The organism is Streptomyces sp. NPDC043870, assembly GCF_056435785.1.
Window position 1 is genome coordinate 78,920 of sequence record NZ_JBWKDT010000011.1, and the last position, 19,419, is coordinate 98,338.

Below are 19,419 nucleotides of genomic sequence, written 5' to 3' on the forward strand. Positions count from 1 at the left end.
CCGGGTTCACCTGTTCGCCGTACGCCGGGTTCACCGCCGACTTCGCGCCGCAACGGCCGCGCCGGTGATGATCCGGCGGCGAGGCGCAGGAATCAGGCCTGCGCCGCCGCCCCGAGGCCGCCCACCAGGAGCGCCGTGAAGCGCTGGGCCCAGTCCGCGTCGACGGGTTCGGCGCTCACCAGCGCCCGGTGGACCACCGCGCCCGCGATCACGTCGAAGATCAGGTCGGCGGTGCGGGCCGCCGCGGCCGGGTCGGACTCCACCGGCAGTTCGCCGCGCGCCTGAGCCCGCGCCCTGCCCTCCAGGACCAGCCGCTTCTGACGGTCCACGATCGAGGCCCGGATCCGTTCGCGCAGCGGCTCGTCGCGGGTCGACTCGGCGACCACCGCCATCAGTGCGGTGCGGGCCTCGGGCCGCTCGAGCAGCACCGCGAACTGCAGCACCACGCCCTCGATGTCCGCGGCGAGTGAGCCCCGGTCGGGGAGCTCCAGCTCGTCGAAGAGGACCGCGACCGCGTCCACGACGAGTTCGTTCTTGCTCGCCCAGCGCCGGTAGAGGGTGGTTTTGGCCACCCCTGCCCGGGTCGCCACATCGCCCATCGAGAGCCTGGACCAGCCCAGCTCGACCAGCGCGGCTCTGGTCGCGTCGAGGATGGCGGTGTCCGCCTCGGCGCTGCGGGGGCGGCCGGTGCGGATCGTTTTCGGACGGTTGCGGCTACACATGACGGCGACCATACCGGCGGGTAGGTGATCCGCTGTGAGTCAGCTCACCGGTGAAATCCACCCGGCTCGGTGGTATACGAGTTACGCTACGACCCGTAGCGAAAGCGACAACCACAGGCGCCCTGGTGGGGACCCGGCGCCACAGCTCGCGGCATCGGAGTCCGGACCGGAGTCCGTGGTCTTTTCACTCGTGCGCGCGGAAGGGGGAGGATGTACTCATGCAGCCTAGGAACATGTCCATGAGCGGCGTCGTCGACCTCGCCGCGTTGAAGGCGGCCGGAGAGGCCAAGGCCAAGGCGGAGCAGGCCCGCGCGGAGGCCGCGCGCCAGGGCGGCGGCGGTGCCGTGTCCCCTGCCGGTCTGGTGATCGACGTCGACGAGGCGGGCTTCGAGCGCGACGTCCTCCAGCGCTCCTCGGAGGTCCCGGTCGTCCTCGACTTCTGGGCCGAGTGGTGCGAGCCGTGCAAGCAGCTCAGCCCGCTGCTGGAGCGGCTGGCCCAGGAGTACAACGGCCGTTTCGTGCTCGCCAAGGTCGACGTCGAAGCCAACCAGATGCTGGCGCAGCAGTTCGGGATCCAGAGCATCCCGGCCGTCTTCGCGGTGGTCGCCGGTCAGGCGCTGCCGCTCTTCCAGGGCGCCGCGCCGGAGCCGCAGATCCGGCAGACCCTGGACCAGCTGATCCAGGTCGGCGAGGAGCGCTTCGGGCTCACCGGCCTCACGGTCGACGCCGACGGCGATGCCGAACAGGGCACCGCGGCCCCGTCCCAGGCCCCGGCCGGACCGCACGACGCGCTGCTCGAAGCGGCGCTCCAGGCGCTCGACGCGGACGACTTCGCCGGTGCCGTCCAGGCGTACAAGAACGTCCTGACCGACGACCCGGGCAACACGGAGGCCAAGGCCGGCCTCGCCCAGGCCGAACTGCTCGGCCGGGTGCGGTCCATGAACGCGCAGACGGTGCGCAAGGACGCCGCGGACAAGCCCGGCGATGTGCAGGCCCAGATCGCGGCCGCCGAACTGGACCTCACCGGCGGTCATGTCCAGGACGCCTTCGGCCGGCTCGTCGAGACCGTACGGCGCACGGCGGGCGAGGACCGCGACGCCGCCCGCGTGCGGCTGCTGGAGCTCTTCGACGTCATCGGCGCCGACGACCCGCGGGTGACGGCGGCCCGTACGGCGCTGGCCCGAGTGCTGTTCTGACAATTGCCCCGTAGCACCCGGGGCGTGGTCGCCGATTTGGCGACAGAGTGACAAAGTGCGGCCGCGCTTTACCAAAACTTGGTAAACGCGGCCGCTGTTACTCGTAGTAAATCAACCCCGTTGTTCTGTCCGCTTTTTCTCGGCAATCTCCCCATCTGTCGACGGGGTCTGGGGCACCCTGTGTGGCCAGGCGACATCACCCGGTCGTGGCGTGGTTATGCGTCCGTTACTAGTCAGTAACGAACCCCCTTGTGCCCCGGCGCTTAATGCACCACGATCGGCCACGCTCGGTCCATTACCGCACCAGCCCGGCAGCCAGCCGCGTACGCGCTCTTGGGTCCCCACCGAGTGGGCCGGCGGCAGAGGCGCCGGCCGAGGACAGGGGGGTTCCTGCCCGACCGGCAGGGCCTGTCCATTGCGGTTGCGCGAAGGCGTGGCCAGTGGTTGTCGCTCGGGGGTGATCGCCGGTGATTCGGACGCGGCTAGCGCCTGATACACAGGCGCTCTCCTTCCCGAGGACGTAGCACTTCTCCCATCCCAGGTCGGACCTGCGTGGTCCGTACCGGAGATGTACGTCCGAGAAGGAGGAACAGATATGTCCCAGGTACGTGGTGGGACCAGATGGAAGCGGTTCGCGGTCGTCATGGTGCCGTCCGTGGCCGCCACGGCCGCGATAGGCGTCGGCCTGGCACAGGGCGCTCTCGCGGCGTCGTTCAGCGTGTCGGGTCAGAGCTTCAAGGTGACGGCCGACAAGCTCGTCGGTCACGACTTCGTGCAGTACGGAAGCGTCGCCGCCGGCAAGAGCCTTGACGGCAAGGACCAGGTTCACCCGGTCGCCGTCTCCGGCTTCCGTTCGGCCACGATCACCAACATGTGCCAGTCCGTGGTCACGCCGAACGTGCCGTTCATCGGCAACGTGACGCTGCGCCTGGAGGCGGGCAACAAGGGCACGGACATCGAGGCGGGCAACCTCTACCTCGACGTCGCCGACCTTGAGGCGAACGCCGCGTTCGAGGACATCGACATCGGTGTGGCGGCGGGCGCCAACAAGTCGCCCGGCATTCAGCCGAACACGAAGGCCAACCCGTACGGCTTCGCGCAGCAGGCCAGGCTGGCCACGCTGACCGACGTGAAGCAGACCGCGTGGGCCACCACCGCGGGCACCTTCAAGCTCCCCAACCTGAAGCTGGGGCTGCACACGGGTGACCCCAAGAAGTACGAGTGCTACTAGGCGCTCTCAGCGGGCGGGCCTGACGGTCCACGCTGTCCGGCCCGCCCGGTCCTTTCGACTTTCACAGCAACACCGGTTCCAGGGAGCTGTTTTCCATGAGCGCCGAGACCACAGGTTCCCGCGGCTTCACCTACTGGCGGCTTCGCTTCCGTGACTGGCGGGGCACTCGGCCCTTCTGGGCCGGCCTGTTCACCCTCATCGGTGGTCTGCCGATCGCGTACTTCCCGTACGCCAACATGCACCTCGGCAATATGACGATCGCCATGTCGACCACCGCGGGTGCGGGCTCACTGATCATCGGCGTACTGCTGGTGACGCTGGGTCTGACGATGTGGTTCCACAGCGCAGTACGGGTGTTCGCCGGTATCGCCGCGATCCTGCTGGCTCTGATCTCCATCCCCGTCTCCAACATCGGCGGCTTCCTGATCGGCTTCCTGTTCTCCCTCCTGGGCGGAGCCCTCTCCGTCGCATGGATGCCGGGCAAGCCGGAAGAGCCGGCGGTGACCGAGTCGCCGGAGGCCGAGGACCCCACGCTCCCCGAGCAGCACGCCGGGGAGGACCTGAACGTGACGGATTCGATTGCGCATGCCAACGGCGGGAGGAACAGTGCGGGGTGACGAAACGCTGCTCTCAGCGGCTGACGGCGATGAACCCCGCCAGAGAAGGGGGCCGCGCCACGCGGCCCCGCGCAAGTCGCTGCTGAACAAGCTCCAGGCACCCGCGGGCAAGGCGATAGCGCTGGCCGCGATGCCCACGGCCGTCTTCGTGGGCATGGGGCTGACGCCCAAGCTCGCGCTCGCGGACGACAAGGACATCCCTTTCGCACCGGGCCCGTGCGTGACGCGATCGGACGAGCCGTCCGCGTCCGCGTCGGAGACGCCGAAGCCTTCCGACAAGCCGTCGGACAGCGCCGGGGAATCGTCCGAGCAGCCCTCTGAGGCGCCCTCGGCGAGCCCGTCCCGTGACGCCGGCGACGCGAAGGACGAGCCGCAGCCGGGAGCGTCCCCGTCGGCCTCCGAGTCGACCGGCACGCAGGCCGGCCAGTCCGCGCCGATCGCGACGCAGACGCCGACTCCGACGCCCACCGAGACCAGCAACCCGCTGGACCCGCTGGGTGTGGGTGACGCGATCAAGGACCTGTTCGACGGCCCCGACCCGGAGCCGACGGCCACGCCGACACCGAGCGACACGGCGACGCCGTCCGCGGAGGCTTCGGCCACTCCGGAGGAACCGGCGAAGGATCCCGTCAAGGACGTGGCGGACACGGCCACGGACACGGACACGGCCTCGGACACGACCAAGGACGCCATCAAGGACGCGGCCGATAAGGCCGGCGCCGAGGTGGCTGAACTCGACGACGCGGTCAAGGGCCTCGACCCGGTCAAGGACGAGGACATCCCCGAGGGCGCCGACGGCAAGCCCCGCTTCCCGTGCCCGACCGCCGACCCCGAGGCGCTGGCGAACGCGGACCTGGAGCCGGGCATCCCGCTGCTGCCGGACGACCCCTGGCGGCTGGAGAGCACCAGGCTCACGCTGAACGGGCTCAAGTACCACGGCATCGTCGAGGTCAAGACCGGCAGCGGCAAGATCAAGAAGGCCCTGAAGTTCACCGCGTCCGCGGTCGACATCAAGGACCTGCACCAGCTGGTGGTGGGCCCGAACGGCACCACGGCACACGTCGAGGCGGCGAAGGGATCCGAGTCCACCATCCGCAACGGCACCGTGACCATGTACACGGAGGAGCTGAAGGGCAACCTCTTCGGCATCATCCCGGTCACGTTCAGCCCCGCGACCCCGCCTCCGCTGGACGTCCCCTTCGCGATGTTCACCAACGTGAAGATCAAGCAGGCAGGCCAGTTCGGCGGCACGCTGACCGTGCCGGGGCTGCACAGCTACTTCACGGGCGCCTGACAGAGACTTCCGGGAGCCGCGGAAGGCTGTGGGCCGCATCCCTTGCGGGGGGTGCGGCCCACAGTTGTGTGCGAGGTCCGGTGAGGCGTACCTCGTGTGCCGGCGGCGTCCGGCCGGAGCCGGACCGGCCGTTCGGCCCCGCAACGCGCGGTGGGCCGCACCCCCGAAGGGGTGCGGCCCACGGTGCGTGCTCGACGCACGTCAGTCGTGCTTCACGCCACCGAGGTGGTGCACCCGCACCATGTTCGTCGTGCCCGGCACGCCCGGAGGGGAACCCGCCGTGATGATCATGGTGTCGCCCTCGTTGAAGCGCTGCAGCTTCAGCAGGGCCGCGTCGACGAGGTCGACCATCGCGTCCGTTGTCTCCACGAAGGGGGCGATGAACGGCTCCACGCCCCAGCTCAGGGTGAGCTGGTTACGGGTCGACTCCTCCGTCGTGAACGCCAGGATCGGCTGCTGGGCGCGGTAGCGGGAGAGCCGGCGGGCCGTGTCGCCGGACTGGGTGAAGGCGACCAGGGCACGGCCGCCGAGGAAGTCGGCGATCTCGCAGGCCGCGCGGGCGACCGAGCCGCCCTGGGTGCGGGGCTTCTTACCCGGGACCAGGGGCTGGAGGCCCTTGGAGAGCAGCTCCTCCTCCGCGGCCGTGACGATCTTGGACATGGTCTTGACCGTCTCGATCGGGTACGCACCCACCGAGGACTCCGCCGAGAGCATGACCGCGTCCGCGCCGTCCAGGATCGCGTTGGCGACGTCGGACGCCTCGGCGCGGGTCGGGCGGGAGTTGGTGATCATCGATTCCATCATCTGGGTCGCCACGATCACCGGCTTGGCGTTGCGGCGGCACAGCTCGATGAGGCGCTTCTGCACCATCGGGACCTGCTCCAGCGGGTACTCGACGGCCAGGTCGCCGCGGGCCACCATGACCGCGTCGAACGCCGCGACGACGTCCGCCATGTTCTCGACGGCCTGCGGCTTCTCCACCTTGGCGATGACGGGGACCCGGCGGCCCTCCTCGTCCATCACCTTGTGGACGTCCTTGACGTCGTTGGCGTCGCGTACGAAGGAGAGTGCCACCAGGTCGCAGCCCATCCGCAGCGCGAAGCGCAGGTCCTCGACGTCCTTCTCGGAGAGGGCCGGGACGTTCACCGCCGCGCCGGGCAGGTTGATGCCCTTGTGGTCGGAGATGACACCGCCCTCGACGACGATGGTCTTCACCCGGGCGCCGTCGACCTCGACGACCCGCAGCTCGACGTTTCCGTCGTTGATCAGGACCTGGTCGCCCTTGGACACATCGCCGGGCAGGCCCTTGTACGTAGTGCCGCAGATGGACTTGTCGCCGGCGACGTCCTCCGTGGTGATCGTGAACTCGTCACCACGGACCAGTTCGACCGGTCCCTCGGCGAAGGTCTCCAGGCGGATCTTCGGACCCTGGAGGTCGGCGAGCACTCCCACGGGGCGGCCGGTGTCCGCCACCGCCCTGCGGAGACGGTCGTACCGCTCCTGGTGCTCTGCCTGGGTTCCGTGGCTCATGTTGAAACGGGCCACGTTCATGCCGGCCTCGATGAGCGCTTTCAGCTGCTCGTAGGAGTCGACGGCGGGGCCCAGTGTGCAGACGATTTTGGAACGGCGCATAAGGCGGATCCTATCGGTTTGTTTCTACGCGGAATATTCCGTCTGGTGGAATGTACAAATGGGCGCCCGGCCGCTCAGGCGTGGGCCGGCCGGCCTCCGTCGACGAGGGCGAAGGTCTGCTGGGCGATCTCCAATTCCTCGTCCGTCGGCACCACCGCGACCGCCACCCGCGCGTAGTCCGGCGAGATGAGCCGCGGCTCATCAGAACGTACGGCGTTGAGGCCCGCGTCCACCACAAGCCCCAGCTCCTCCAGTCCGGCGATGGCGGCCTCCCGCACCGGGGCCGCGTTCTCGCCGACCCCCGCCGTGAACACCACCGCGTCCACGCGGCCGAGGACCGCGCAGTAGGCGCCGATGTACTTCTTCAGCCGGTGGATGTAGATCTCGAAGGCGAGCAGCGCCCGCTGATCGCCCTCTTCGATCCGCCGCCGGATCTCCCGCATGTCGTTGTCGCCGCACAGCCCCACCAGGCCGCTCTTCTTGTTCAGCAGGACGTCGACATCGTCCTCGGACATCCCCGCCACCCGCTTGAGGTGGAAGGTGACCGCGGGGTCGATGTCACCCGAGCGGGTACCCATGACCAGCCCCTCCAGCGGGGTCAGTCCCATCGAGGTGTCCACGCACCGGCCGCTCGCGACCGCCGACGCCGAGGCGCCGTTGCCCAGGTGCAGCACGATCACGTTGACGTCCTCCGGGGCCCTGCCCAGGAGTTCGGCGGCCTTGCGCGAGACATACGCGTGCGAGGTGCCGTGGAAGCCGTAGCGGCGGATCCGGTGTGCGTCCGCGGTCTCCACGTCGATCGCGTACCGTGCCGCGTACTCCGGCATCGTCGTGTGGAACGCCGTGTCGAACACCGCGACCTGAGGCAGGTCCGGGCGCAGCGCTTGGGCGGTACGGATACCCGTGATGTTCGCCGGGTTGTGCAGGGGTGCCACCGGGACCAGGCGCTCGATCTCCGCCAGCACCTCGTCGGTGATCACGGTCGGCGCGGTGAACTTCAGACCGCCGTGCACCACCCGGTGGCCGATCGCCGCCAGCTCGGGGGAGTCCAGGCCCAGGCCGTCGTTCGCAAGCTCCTCGGCGACCGCCTTCAGCGCCGCGGCGTGGTCCGCGATCGGGCCCGTGCGCTCACGCTTCCCGGCGCCGCTGCCTGCCGGTGGGTTGTGCACCAGCCGGGACGTCTCCTCGCCGATCCGCTCGACGAGGCCGACCGCCAGCCGGGAGCCGTCGCGCATGTCGAGCAGCTGGTACTTCACCGACGAGGAGCCGGAGTTGAGGACGAGGACGCGGGACGCGGAAGCGGAAGGGGAGTCGGTCATGCGGGGAGCTCCTGACCCTGGGACTGGATCGCGGTGATCGCGACCGTGTTGACGATGTCGCTGACCAGCGCGCCGCGCGAGAGGTCGTTGACCGGCTTGCGCAGACCCTGCAGCACCGGTCCGACGGCCACGGCGCCGGCCGAACGCTGCACGGCCTTGTAGGTGTTGTTACCGGTGTTCAGGTCCGGGAAGATCAGCACGGTCGCCTGGCCGGCCACCTCCGAGTCCGGCAGCTTGGTCGCCGCGACGGACGGCTCGACCGCCGCGTCGTACTGGATCGGGCCCTCGATCCTCAGCTCCGGGTGACGCTCGCGGACCAGCTTGGTGGCCTCGCGCACCTTGTCGACGTCCGCACCGGAGCCGGACGTGCCCGTCGAGTACGACAGCATCGCGATGCGGGGCTCGACACCGAAGCGGGCCGCCGTGGCCGCCGACTGCACGGCGATGTCCGCGAGCTGCTCGGCGTCCGGGTCCGGGTTGACCGCGCAGTCGCCGTACACGAGCACCTTGTCGGCGAGGCACATGAAGAAGACCGAGGACACGATCGAGGCGTCCCGTCTCGTCTTGATGATCTCGAAGGCCGGCCGGATCGTCGCCGCCGTGGAGTGCACCGAGCCCGACACCATGCCGTCGGCCAGGCCCTGCTCGACCATCAGGGTGCCGAAGTAGTTCACGTCCGACACGACGTCGTGCGCCAGCTCCACGGTCATGCCCCTGTGGGCGCGCAGGCCCGCGTACAGTTCGGCGAACTCCTGGCGGAGCTCGGAGGTGGCCGGGTCGATCAGCTGCACGGCGGAGAGATCGATGCCGAGGTCGGCGGCCTTCTTGCGGATCACGTCGCTGTCGCCGAGCAGCGTCAGCTCGCAGACGTTGCGCCGCAGCAGCACGTCGGCGGCGCGCAGCACCCGCTCCTCGGTGCCCTCGGGCAGCACGACGCGGCGCCGGTCGGCGCGGGCCTGCTCCAGCAGATCGTGCTCGAACATCATCGGTGTGACCCGGCCGGTGCGCGCCACCTCGACCCGGGCGAGCAGCCCGGCCGTGTCGACATGGCGCTCGAAGAGGCCGAGCGCGGTCTCCGCCTTGCGCGGGGTGCCCGCGCTCAACTTTCCTTCCAGCGAGAAGAGTTCGGCCGCGGTCGGGAAGGAGCCGCCGGCCACCGAGAGCACCGGGGTGCCCGGCGCCAGCCGGGCCGCCAGGGTGAGGATCGCGTCGGCCGGGCGCTCGTCGAGGGTGAGCAGCAGGCCGGCGATGGGCGGGGTGCCCGCGGAGTGCGCGGCGAGGGCGCCGACCACGAGATCGGCGCGGTCACCGGGGGTGACCACCATGCAGCCGGGGGTCAGGGCCTTCAGCAGGTTCGGCAGCATCGCACCGCCGAAGACGAAGTCCAGCGCATCACGGGCGAGCCCGGAATCGTCCCCGAGCAGCACTGTGGCCCCCAGGGTGTGGCCGATCTGGGCGACCGTGGGAGCGGCGAGCGCCGGCTCGTCCGGCAGGACGTAGCAGGGGACCGGGAGGCGGGCGGCCAGCCGCTCGGCGATCACCTCGCGGTCCCCGGGTGCCACCCGGTTCACGACCATGGCGAGGATGTCGCAGCCCAGGACCTCATAGGCGCGGTGGGCGTTGCGGGCCTCCGCGCGTACGGACTCCGCGGGCTGGTCCTTGCCGCCCACCACGGGTATCACCGAGGCGCCGAACTCATTGGCCAGCCGGGCGTTCAGCGCCAGCTCGTCGGGGAGCTGGGTGGCGTGGAAGTCCGTGCCGAGCACCAGGACCACCTCGTAGTCGCGTGCCACCGCGAGAAAGCGGTCGACGAGCCGGGACACGAGCTCGTCGGTACCCTTCTCGGCCTGCAGCGCGGCGGCCTCGTGGTAGTCCATCCCGTATACGGTCGCCGGGTCCTGCGAGAGGCGGTAGCGGACACGCAGCAGATCGAACAGGCGGTCGGGTCCGTCGTGCACCAGCGGACGGAACACCCCCACCCGGTCCACCTGGCGGGTCAGGAGCTCCATGACTCCCAGCTCCACCACCTGGCGGCCGTCTCCGCGATCGATCCCGGTCACGTACACGCTGCGCGTCACGCGTGCTCTCCTGTCCTGCTCATCGGTCGAGCTCGTGTGCTCGAAAAAACTCGATAGGGTGGCATTGACCTCTTGACAATACCTCCGTGGCTGGATAGGGCGCCCGCCGTGTGCGGGTGTCCCGGAGGAGCAGCTGGAGGGGTGCGGTCCAGACCAGCCGTGTGAGAATCGGAACCGCTCACACGTACCGCTAGCGAGCAGGAGACACAGCACGATGCGCATCGGAATTCTCACCGCAGGCGGCGACTGCCCCGGCCTGAACGCAGTGATCCGGTCGGTCGTGCACCGTGCCATGACCGGCCACGGCGACGAAGTCATCGGATTCGAGGACGGGTTCAAGGGCCTCCTCGACGGTCACTACCGCCCCCTCGATCTCAACGCGGTGAGCGGCATCCTCGCCCGCGGCGGTACGATCCTCGGCTCCGCCCGCCTGGAGCGCTCCCGGCTCCGCGAAGCCGCGGAGAACTGCGAGGAGTTGGCGCGCCGGTACGATCTCGACGCGCTCATCCCGATCGGCGGCGAGGGCACGCTGACCGCGGCCCGGATGCTGGCCGATGCCGGTATGCCCGTCGTCGGCGTACCGAAGACCATCGACAACGACATCTCCTCCACCGATCGCACCTTCGGCTTCGACACCGCCGTCATGGTCGCCACCGAGGCCATCGACCGCCTCAAGACCACCGCCGAGTCCCACCAGCGGGTCATGGTCGTCGAGGTGATGGGCCGCCACGCGGGCTGGATCGCGCTGGAGTCCGGAATGGCGGGCGGCGCGCACGGGATCTGTCTGCCCGAGCGGCCCTTCCAGGTGGAGGACCTGGTGAAGATGGTCGAGGAACGCTTCGCCCGGGGCAAGAAGTTCGCGGTCATCTGTGTCGCGGAGGGCGCGCACCCCGCCGAGGGCTCCATGGACTACAAGAAGGGCGAGATCGACCAGTACGGTCACGAGCGTTTCACGGGCATTGGCAACCGCCTCGCCGTCGAGCTGGAACGCCGGCTCGGCAAGGAGGCGCGACCGGTCATTCTCGGCCATGTCCAGCGCGGCGGCGTCCCGACCGCGTACGACCGCGTGCTCGCGACCCGCTTCGGGTGGCACGCGGTGGAGGCCGTGCACCGCGGCGAGTTCGGCATGATGACCGCGCTGCGCGGCACACGGGTCGTCATGGTCCCGCTCGCGGAGGCGGTCACCCGGCTGAAGACCGTGCCCGAGGACCGGGTGCACGAGGCCGAGTCGGTCTTCTGAACCGGCGCGAGACGCGAGCCCTCCGGTGAACCGACGTCCGACGGGCGGCCGGTCGGACGTGCTCACCGTGTGCGGACCTTCGGCCGGGCAGGACCCGGGGCCTGTCTTCTGGATCAAGCGAGCGTGCGTGCCGGACGCCGCCGGGCGGACGGGACCTCGAGTACGGGACCTCGAGTACGGGACCTCGAGGACGGGCCCTAGCCGGGAGTCAGTGCCCAGAAGTGGTCGACGACCCGGTCCAGGAACTCCTTGCCCGCCTCGCCGGAGCCTCCCGACGCGCCCCAGCTCGACGTCGCCACCATGCGGGCCTGGTACTCCTGGTGCAGCTCCTGCAGCACGTCCTCCAGGTGCCGCTTGGGCAGCGGCAGCATCTTCCCCACCGGACGCACGTACGCCTGCCAGCGCGTCGTCGCCGCGCTGCGCAGCAGCTCGGCCAGCTCCTCGTTCCTGCCGGTCGCCGTCAGCAGCTCGCGCGGGGACAGCGCCAGGACCTCGGCGAGCGCGGCGGTCTGCCGCTCGTTGCCGCGCCAGCGGTTCCCGTCCTCCATCCGCTGGTACGAGGACGTGTCCATGCCCATGCGGCGCGCCAGATCGTCGGGGCTCAGGCCCCGGGACAGCCGGTGCTCGCGAAGGCTCTGGGGTGCGCCGAGCAGCTCGGCGGGGGAGCACCACAGCACCCCCGCGAGAGCGGTGAGTTCCTGGGAGCTCGGCGCGAGCAGTCCTCGTTCCCAGGCGGCCACCGTGTCCGGGGCGACCTGGAGTCCGTACTGGGCCTGAAGTCCGTAAGCGACATGGCCGGGCGCCATCCCCAGCGCCTCGCGCAGTCGGCGGGCGGCAGGGGCGTTGAAAGGCGGGGTGGAGTGCACGGGCACACCGTAGAAGCAGAGGGTCACCTTTGACTACGGTGCGTTTACCCAAGGTCAAAACTTGTAGGAAGGTCCGAATTGGGTGGGCGCCTTGCTCCGTCGTTCCGACGGGGGCCTGCTCGCGCACCGGCGCGGTCGGGGTGCGCGCGTACCGCGCGGTCGGAGTGCGCGTACCGCGCGGTCGGACCGCAGGGTACCAGCGGGTAGCTTTGACGGGTAGCGGGTCTGCCAGCGTCCGGAGTGGATCTTTGCGTGGAGGGGGAGACACGTGCCGGGATTCGCGACGCGGGGCAAGGTGCGCCTGGCCGTGACGCTGACAGTGCTGGCGGCACTCGTCGCCGGCGCACTGCCGGTCGCCTTGACCGTGCTGCATGACCGGCAGCTTTCCGAGAACCGGGCCCAGCTGGAGCGCGCCTGTGCCGGACTGCTGCCGACGGTCCGGCTGGACCGCTTTCTGCCGGACGATTCGGCGGGTGCACTGACGGAGTACGGCACGCTGCTCGACCCGGACCAGGAGAGCCGCGCGCTCCTGGACTGCCGGCTGTCCTGGGGCGGCGGCCCTGAGAAGTGGGAACCCGATGCCGAGGTCCGGGTCCGCGGCGAGGCGCTGCTCGCCCCGGTGACCGAAGTACGGGGCGAGAGGGTCGGCGAAGGCCACCGCGGACACTGCGGCCACCGAGGACACCGTCGCGACCCGCGACGACCGGATCTTCTGGGGCACGCAGACGCCCCGGCCCGTGCCGCTCGGCCACGGCTGGACCGGCTTCTTCGGAGCCGAACCAGGAAAGAACAAGTGGTCCTCCACTGCCGTCCTCCTCGAATGCCCCGCCGCCCGCCGCAGTCTGCTGGTGACGGCCACGGTGGAGGTCGACGGAACCACCGTCGAGAACCCCCATGACCGCACCCGAGCCGCCCAGCTCGCTACCGCCACGGCCCGCAAGGCAGCCGGCCGCTGGCACTGCGAAGCCCCACTGGGCAGCCGGCCCGGCACCGTCCCGCTCCCGGTGAACGCCGAGGAGTACGTGCCGCTCTCCGCCGCCAAGGGCACCTGCGCCAGAGTGCCGGGACCGTCCCGTACCGGCTCCGTCGGCTGGGAGAGCACGCGCGGTGCGTCCCCGCTCGAGCAGTGCGGCATCTCAGGGCCGTCCACCACCATCGAGCCCGAGTACGAACTGCGGGCGTACTACGGCGTGTACGCACGGGACATGCGCGTCCGCGTCGAGGAACGCCCGGCGGAGCCGGGGGAGTTGGTCATGACCGCCCACTGTCCCTCGGCCGCCGGGCGCGCGATGTACGTGATGCGTTCCTCCCCGGTCGAGGACAACGCCACCTCCCCGTACGCCCGCTCGCCGCTGAAGGCGTTCGCCGCCCGCTCGGCGAAGGCCCACGGCTGCGCGGCACCTGTCGACCACACGGTCACCCCTTGACCGCCCCACCCAGCGTGAAGCCCCCGCCGACCCAGCGGGCGATCAGCACGTAAAGGATCAGGCGTTCCCCCGCCGAAAGCGGGAGAACCGCACCGCGAAGCACCGCCGGGCGGTCGAGAGAGCTGCCAAGTATCAGGGCCGGGCTGGTCCGTCCCGACGTGGCCTAGCCACCGACAGGAGAAGCTCCCCGGACTTGTCTGGGAGGAGGAGTCACGAAGTTCTTCATCAGCCAGATGATGGCGAACGGCGGTTGGGACGTGGCGAGGAACAGCGCTGTTCCATACATCGTGTCGATCAGTTCGACCTGTACGAACAGTCCGTAGACCGGCATCATCACCGCCGTGATCGGCAGACAGGTGGTGAGGAGGATCGTCGGCAGGGACGGCCGGGTGAAGCGGGAGCGGGAGAGGGGATACGCCGCGAGCCTCGCGCAGACGGCGGTCGCGCCGCCGCACAGCAGCAGACCGTTGAGTATCGGCGTGAAGGTGATCTCGTCGGTGAGTACGGCGCCGAAGTGCTCGGGCCCGGCCTTCAGCGGCCGGAAGTGATCCAGCGGTACTGCAGCTCGGGCCGGCCGATCTGGCCGTACTGCGGGCTGCGCGCGGCCCGGCCCGCGGTGACCAGATGCTCCAGATACCGGCGGGCGGTGATCCGCGAGATCCCGACCGCGGCCCCGGCCTCGGCCGCGGTGAGCCCGGCGGGGGTGTCGCGCAGCGTGCGGGTCACGGCCTCCAGCGTGGGCGCGCTGAGGCCCTTCGGGAGCGCGGCGGGCTGTGGCGTACGGAGGGTCGCAAGGGCCCGGTCCACCTCGTCCTGGCCGGACGCCTCGCCCGCGGATGCGCGGAACTCGGCGTACCGGGTGAGGCGGTCGCGGAGGGTGGCGAACGTGAACGGCTTAAGGACGTACTGGACGACGCCGAGCGACACGCCCTCACGGACGATCGCCAGATCGCGGGCGGACGTGACGGCGATGACGTCGGCGGAGTGGCCGGCGGCGCGCAGGGAGCGCAGCAGCTGAAGCCCGTGCCCGTCCGGCAGATACAGGTCGAGCAGGATCAGCTCCACCGGCGTCCGGTCCAGCAGCCGGTACGCCTCGGCCCGCGAATGTGCCACCCCGGCGACGGTGAACCCGGGCACGCGCCCGACGTACAGGGCGTGCGCGTCGGCGGCGACTGGGTCGTCCTCGACGACGAGCACGCGGATCCCGGCGGGTGTCGGTGCTGTCATGGGGTCACCTCCGCGGTGCACAGCGGAGGTCGCCCGGAGCGACCTTCCCGGCGGCCGAGCGGCCGGTTCATGTGCTCACCTCCGCGTCGCGCAGCGGCAGTCGTACGTGCTGTGTCTTTCCGGGGGCAACCCCCGGGCCCCCGGCCGGTTCATGTGCTCACCTCCGCGTCGCGCAGCGGCAGTCGTACGGTGCTGTGTCTTTCCGGGGGCAACCCCCGGACCTCCGGCCGGTTCATGTGCTCACCTCCGCGTCGCGCAACGGCAGTCGTACCGTGCTGTGTCTTTCCGGAGGCAACCCCCGGACCCCCGACCGGTTCATGCGCTCACCTCCGCGTCGCGCAACGGCAGTCGCACCGTGAACTCGGCGCCGTCGTCCGGGCCTTGTGCCACCTCGACCGTCCCGCCCCTGCGGTGCGCGGTCTGCCGCACCAGCGCGAGCCCGAGCCCTCGCCCGGGGCCCCGGGTCGACCAGCCGCGCTCGAACACGGCCTCCGCGTCCCCGGGGCGCACCCCGGATCCGGTGTCCGCGACGCGGAGGACGAGCTCGTCCTCGTCGGTCCGGGCGGTGACGGTGACCCGGGGCCGGCTCTCTCCCGCGCGGGCGCGGGGCACTTCGGCGGCCGCGGCCGACGCCGCCTCGACCGCGTTGTCGATGAGGTTGCCGAGGATGGTGACCAGGTCGCGCGGCGGCAGCCAGGGCGGGAGGACGCCGTCGTCGATGCGGCTGTCCTCCGTGACGACGAGCTCCACGCCGCTCTCGTTGGCCTGCGCCGCCTTGCCCAGAAGCAGCGCGGCCAGGACCGGTTCGCCGACCGCGGTCACGACGCGGTCCGTGAGGACCTGGGCCAGCTCGAGCTCGGCGGTGGCGAATTCGACCGCCTCGTCCGCGCGGCCCAGCTCGATCAGGGAGACCACGGTGTGCAGCCGGTTCGCCGCCTCGTGGGCCTGCGCGCGCAGAGCCTGCGTGAAGCCGCGTTCGGAGTCCAGCTCGCCCGTGAGGGCCTGGAGTTCGGTGTGGTCCCGCAGGGTCACGACCGTCCCCCGGCGCTCGCCGCCGACCACCGGCTGGGTGGAGACGACGAGGACCCGGTCGGCGGTCAGATGCAGATCGTCCACACGCGGTTCGCTCGCCAGCAGCGCGCCGGTGAGCCCGGGCGGCAGCCCCAGCTCGTCCACCGGCCGGCCCACCACGTCCGCGTGAAGACCGAGCAACTCCCGGGCGCCGTCGTTGATCAGAGCGATCCGCCGCCGTCCGTCCAGCATCAGCAGCCCCTCGCGCACCGCGTGCAGCGTGGCCTCGTGGTAGTCGTGCATACGGCTCAGCTCCGCCGCGTTCATTCCGTGCGTGTGCCGCCGCAGCCGCGCGTTGATCACGTACGTACCGGCTCCGCCGAGCACCAGCGCCGCGCCTGCCATCCCCAGCAGTGCGGTGACCTGCTTCCCCACCTGTTCGCTGATCTTGTCGATCGTGATGCCCGCGCTCACGAGCGCGACGATCCGGCCACCGTCCCGCACCGGCGCCACCGTGCGCACCGAAGGACCGAGCACTCCCGTGTACGTCTCCGACGACGTCCGCCCGCGCAGCGCCTCGTCTGTGTGCCCCAGATACGTACGGCCGATCTGGGCCGGCTCCGGGTGCGTCCACCGCGTACCGTCCGGCTGCATGATCACCACAAAGGCGACGCCCGAGTCCTTCCGCAGGTTCTCCGCATACGGCTGGAGCACCGCCGACGGGTCGGCGGACCGCGCCGCAGTTACCACCCACGGCGAGTCCGCCACCGCCGTCGCGATGGCCACCGTCTGCCGCCGCGCGGTCTCCTCGGCCTGGGTACGGTCGGTGACGTACGTGAAGAACGCGAATCCGGCCACGATCGCGGCGACCAGCACGACCTGCATCGCGAAGAGCTGGCCTGCGAGGCTGCGGAGGCGCGGTATGTGCATGCCGTAAGTCTGCCTGGCCGAATTCGCGTGAACGAAACGTACGTAAGGGTGACCGGGGTCACAGGCTGATGAATAGTCGCGGCATCGAGGACATCCGCCGGGACGTGGATGTTCGTCAGGCCGAGGAGGAATCCCCGTGGCAACCCCACCAGCAGCCGCAAGACGGGACCGCACCCACTATCTGTATCTCGCCGTCATCGGTGCCGTCGTCCTCGGCATCATCGTCGGCTTCGCCGCCCCTGACTTCGCCGTCGAGCTCAAGCCGCTGGGCACCGGCTTCGTGAATCTGATCAAGATGATGATCTCGCCGATCATCTTCTGCACGATCGTGCTCGGCGTCGGCTCGGTCCGCAAGGCCGCCAAGGTCGGCGCGGTCGGTGGCCTCGCCCTCGGCTACTTCCTCGTGATGTCCACGGTGGCGCTCGCCATCGGCCTGGTCGTCGGCAACATCCTGGAGCCGGGATCCGGTCTGCATCTCACGGAAGCGGCGAAGGCCGCGGGCGAGAAGCAGGCGGCGGGCGCGAGCGAGGGCACGGCCGACTTCCTGCTCGGCATCATCCCGAAGACCCTCGTCTCCGCCTTCACCGAGGGCGAGGTGCTGCAGACGCTGCTGGTCGCGCTGCTCGCGGGCTTCGCGCTGCAGGCCATGGGCAAGGCCGGCGAGCCGGTGCTGCGCGGTGTCGGGCACATCCAGCGACTGGTCTTCCGCATCCTCGCGATGATCATGTGGGTGGCCCCGGTGGGCGCGTTCGGCGCGATCGCGGCGGTGGTCGGTGAGACCGGAATCGACGCGCTGAAGTCGCTCGCGGTCATCATGATCGGCTTCTACATCACCTGTGCGGTCTTCGTCTTCGTCATCCTGGGGACGCTGCTGCGGCTGGTCGCCGGCGTGAACCTGTTCGCCCTGCTGAGGTACCTGGGCCGCGAGTTCCTGCTGATCCTCTCCACCTCCTCGTCGGAGTCCGCACTGCCGCGGCTCATCGCGAAGATGGAGCACCTGGGTGTGTCCAAGCCCGTCGTCGGCATCACCGTACCGACCGGTTACTCCTTCAACCTGGACGGCACCGCGATCTACCTGACGATGGCCTCGCTCTTCGTGGCCGAGGCGATGGGCAACCCGCTCTCGATCGCCGAGCAGATCTCGCTCCTGGTCTTCATGATCATCGCCTCGAAGGGTGCGGCGGGCGTGACGGGCGCGGGTCTGGCCACACTGGCGGGCGGCCTCCAGTCCCACCGGCCCGAGCTGGTCGACGGCGTCGGGCTCATCGTCGGCATCGACCGCTTCATGAGTGAGGCCCGCGCCCTCACCAACTTCGCGGGCAACGCCGTCGCGACGGTCCTCGTCGGTACGTGGACGAAGGAGATCGACAAGGCCCGGGTCTCCGAGGTCCTCGCAGGCCGCATCCCGTTCGACGAGAAGACCCTCGTCGACGACCACGCCCCGGCCAGCGACGCTCCCGCCGACGTACCGGTGCCGCGGGGGGACGACGAGGACGAGAAGACGCCCGTCAAGGTCTGAGAAGGACCGAGCGGTGGTGTGAAGGTCCGAGAAGGTCCGAGCGTCGTGGGGGGGGGGGGGGGGGAGGGGGGGGGGGGGAGGGGGGGGGGGGGGGGGGGAGGGGGGGCGGGGGGGGGGGGGGGGGTGCGGGGGGGGGGGGGGGCGGGTCCCTCCCCCCCCCCCCCCCCCCCCCCCCCCCCCCCCCCCGCACCCGTGTCAGTCCACCGGGAACGAGAACACCGCGCACGTCGTCGTCCCGTGCGCGTACAGCTTGCCGTCCTCGACCCCCACCACCCGCGCCTCCGCAGTGGCCGTCGTACGCCCCGCATGCAGGGCCGCGCCCGTGACCCGAAGCGGCGGAGTGCCGGCGAAGACCGGGCGGATGAGGTTCAGATTGAGCTGCGTGGTCGTGTACGTGGAGCCCGCGGGCAGCCGGCTCATCACCGCGGAGCCGAGCGCCGCGTCCATCACCGCCGCGAGATAGCCGCCGTGCACGCTGCCCATCGGGTTGTAGAGGTGTTCGCCGTGCTCGGTCTCGAAGACCGCGAGCCCGTCCCCGACCTCGACGAAGCGGAACCCGAGCGTGCTCATGATCGGCGCCGAGGGGAAGCGGCCGTCGATCCCGGCCTGGAGGATCTCGCGTCCCGTCATCTTCAGTACGTCGGCGGTGGGCCGCACGGGTGCGCCCCAGGTGTGTGTACGGGACCGGGTGTCCGGGAGGGTCTCTTCGCTGCTGATGTCCATGCTCATACGGAGTATCGAAGCCCGGCCGCCGACTGTGGGGGAGTGTCGTATCCGACGCGCTTGATACGGTTTCCGACATGAAGGTGGCCGTTCTCGCGCTCGACGGAGTCTTCGGCTCCGGGCTGTCCGCGATCCTCGACGTGCTCCACTCCGCCAACGCCATGCGCGGCGAGCTGCCCCAGCCCCCGCCGGAGTGGGACATCCACACGGTCGGATTCCGCCGCCGGGTGGCCACGGGCGTCGGCCACACCGTGCCCACCGAGCCCGTCGACGCCGTCGGAGCCTGTGACCTGCTGATCGTGCGGCGGTCACCGAGCGCCGCCCCGAGGCCCTGATCTCGTACGTCTCCGGAGACGCGACGCGCCCCGCCCGCGGCCTCCTCGCCGA

Annotated in this window: 16 protein-coding genes and 1 pseudogene; 8 read left to right on the forward strand and 9 right to left on the reverse strand. The window is 70.5% G+C overall.

Features of this window, described 5'->3' with window-relative positions:
• Positions 1-92 precede the first annotated feature (92 nt).
• A complete protein-coding gene (locus tag AC0699_RS16475) occupies positions 93-722 on the reverse strand; it encodes a TetR/AcrR family transcriptional regulator (RefSeq protein WP_478660416.1) in 630 nt (209 codons plus the stop codon).
• A gap of 218 nt (positions 723-940) precedes the next feature.
• On the opposite strand from AC0699_RS16475, the gene AC0699_RS16480 reads away from it, so the two are divergent.
• The 4 genes from AC0699_RS16480 (at position 941) to AC0699_RS16495 (ending at position 5,060) form a co-directional block, all read left to right on the forward strand.
• Positions 941-1,918, forward strand: coding sequence for a tetratricopeptide repeat protein (locus tag AC0699_RS16480; RefSeq protein WP_478660418.1), 978 nt, complete (start codon positions 941-943; stop codon positions 1,916-1,918).
• 595 nt (positions 1,919-2,513) lie between these two features.
• Entirely contained in the window at positions 2,514-3,149 is a 636-nt protein-coding gene (locus tag AC0699_RS16485; RefSeq protein WP_478660420.1) for a DUF6230 family protein, read from the forward strand.
• Positions 3,150-3,244: 95 nt separating this feature from the next.
• The gene (locus tag AC0699_RS16490; RefSeq protein ID WP_478660422.1) at positions 3,245-3,766 is read left to right on the forward strand and encodes a DUF6114 domain-containing protein; all 522 of its coding nucleotides are present in this window, start codon (positions 3,245-3,247) and stop codon (positions 3,764-3,766) included.
• Positions 3,756-5,060, forward strand: a complete 1,305-nt coding sequence (locus tag AC0699_RS16495) for a hypothetical protein (RefSeq protein WP_478660424.1) — start codon at positions 3,756-3,758, stop codon at positions 5,058-5,060. The genes AC0699_RS16490 and AC0699_RS16495 overlap by 11 nt, the downstream gene beginning before the upstream one ends.
• A gap of 201 nt (positions 5,061-5,261) precedes the next feature.
• Here the strand turns inward: AC0699_RS16495 and pyk are convergent, their stop codons facing one another.
• From pyk to pta, 3 genes are all read right to left on the reverse strand, one after another.
• Entirely contained in the window at positions 5,262-6,692 is a 1,431-nt protein-coding gene (gene pyk / locus AC0699_RS16500) for a pyruvate kinase (RefSeq protein WP_478660426.1), read from the reverse strand.
• Between the two features lie 74 nt (positions 6,693-6,766).
• Complete coding sequence (locus AC0699_RS16505) at positions 6,767-8,011, reverse strand: acetate kinase (RefSeq protein WP_478660428.1); 1,245 nt, start codon at positions 8,009-8,011, stop codon at positions 6,767-6,769.
• Positions 8,008-10,089 carry a phosphate acetyltransferase gene (gene pta, locus AC0699_RS16510; protein ID WP_478660430.1) on the reverse strand — a complete coding sequence of 694 codons (2,082 nt, stop codon included), beginning with the start codon at positions 10,087-10,089 and terminating at the stop codon, positions 8,008-8,010. Before pta ends, AC0699_RS16505 begins: the two co-directional genes overlap by 4 nt.
• Before the next feature lie 214 nt (positions 10,090-10,303).
• On the opposite strand from pta, the gene AC0699_RS16515 reads away from it, so the two are divergent.
• Positions 10,304-11,329 carry an ATP-dependent 6-phosphofructokinase gene (locus AC0699_RS16515; protein ID WP_453667805.1) on the forward strand — a complete coding sequence of 342 codons (1,026 nt, stop codon included), beginning with the start codon at positions 10,304-10,306 and terminating at the stop codon, positions 11,327-11,329.
• Positions 11,330-11,526: 197 nt separating this feature from the next.
• Here the strand turns inward: AC0699_RS16515 and AC0699_RS16520 are convergent, their stop codons facing one another.
• Positions 11,527-12,135 (reverse strand): helix-turn-helix domain-containing protein, encoded by a 609-nt coding sequence (locus AC0699_RS16520; protein WP_478660682.1) that lies wholly within the window; start codon positions 12,133-12,135, stop codon positions 11,527-11,529.
• Positions 12,136-12,932: 797 nt separating this feature from the next.
• Here AC0699_RS16520 and AC0699_RS16525 point away from each other — a divergent pair.
• A complete protein-coding gene (locus AC0699_RS16525) occupies positions 12,933-13,622 on the forward strand; it encodes a hypothetical protein (protein WP_478660433.1) in 690 nt (229 codons plus the stop codon).
• Positions 13,623-13,829: 207 nt separating this feature from the next.
• Here AC0699_RS16525 and AC0699_RS16530 read toward each other — a convergent pair.
• From AC0699_RS16530 to AC0699_RS16540, 3 genes and pseudogenes are all read right to left on the reverse strand, one after another.
• Positions 13,830-14,142: pseudogene (locus tag AC0699_RS16530) on the reverse strand (ABC transporter permease family protein); the annotation flags it as partial.
• 11 nt (positions 14,143-14,153) lie between these two features.
• Entirely contained in the window at positions 14,154-14,849 is a 696-nt protein-coding gene (locus AC0699_RS16535) for a response regulator (RefSeq protein WP_478660435.1), read from the reverse strand.
• A 315-nt stretch (positions 14,850-15,164) separates the two neighbouring features.
• Positions 15,165-16,790, reverse strand: a complete 1,626-nt coding sequence (locus AC0699_RS16540) for a sensor histidine kinase (RefSeq protein ID WP_478660437.1) — start codon at positions 16,788-16,790, stop codon at positions 15,165-15,167.
• 136 nt (positions 16,791-16,926) lie between these two features.
• Between AC0699_RS16540 and AC0699_RS16545 the strand changes: the two genes are divergently transcribed.
• On the forward strand, positions 16,927-18,309 hold the full coding sequence (locus AC0699_RS16545; RefSeq protein WP_478660439.1) for a cation:dicarboxylate symporter family transporter: 1,383 nt from the start codon (positions 16,927-16,929) through the stop codon (positions 18,307-18,309).
• A 195-nt stretch (positions 18,310-18,504) separates the two neighbouring features.
• On the opposite strand, the gene AC0699_RS16550 is transcribed toward AC0699_RS16545, so the two are convergent.
• The gene (locus AC0699_RS16550) at positions 18,505-19,038 is read right to left on the reverse strand and encodes a PaaI family thioesterase (RefSeq protein WP_478660442.1); all 534 of its coding nucleotides are present in this window, start codon (positions 19,036-19,038) and stop codon (positions 18,505-18,507) included.
• A gap of 71 nt (positions 19,039-19,109) precedes the next feature.
• On the opposite strand from AC0699_RS16550, the gene AC0699_RS16555 reads away from it, so the two are divergent.
• Positions 19,110-19,367, forward strand: coding sequence for a type 1 glutamine amidotransferase family protein (locus AC0699_RS16555; protein ID WP_478660445.1), 258 nt, complete (start codon positions 19,110-19,112; stop codon positions 19,365-19,367).
• Positions 19,368-19,419: the final 52 nt, after the last annotated feature.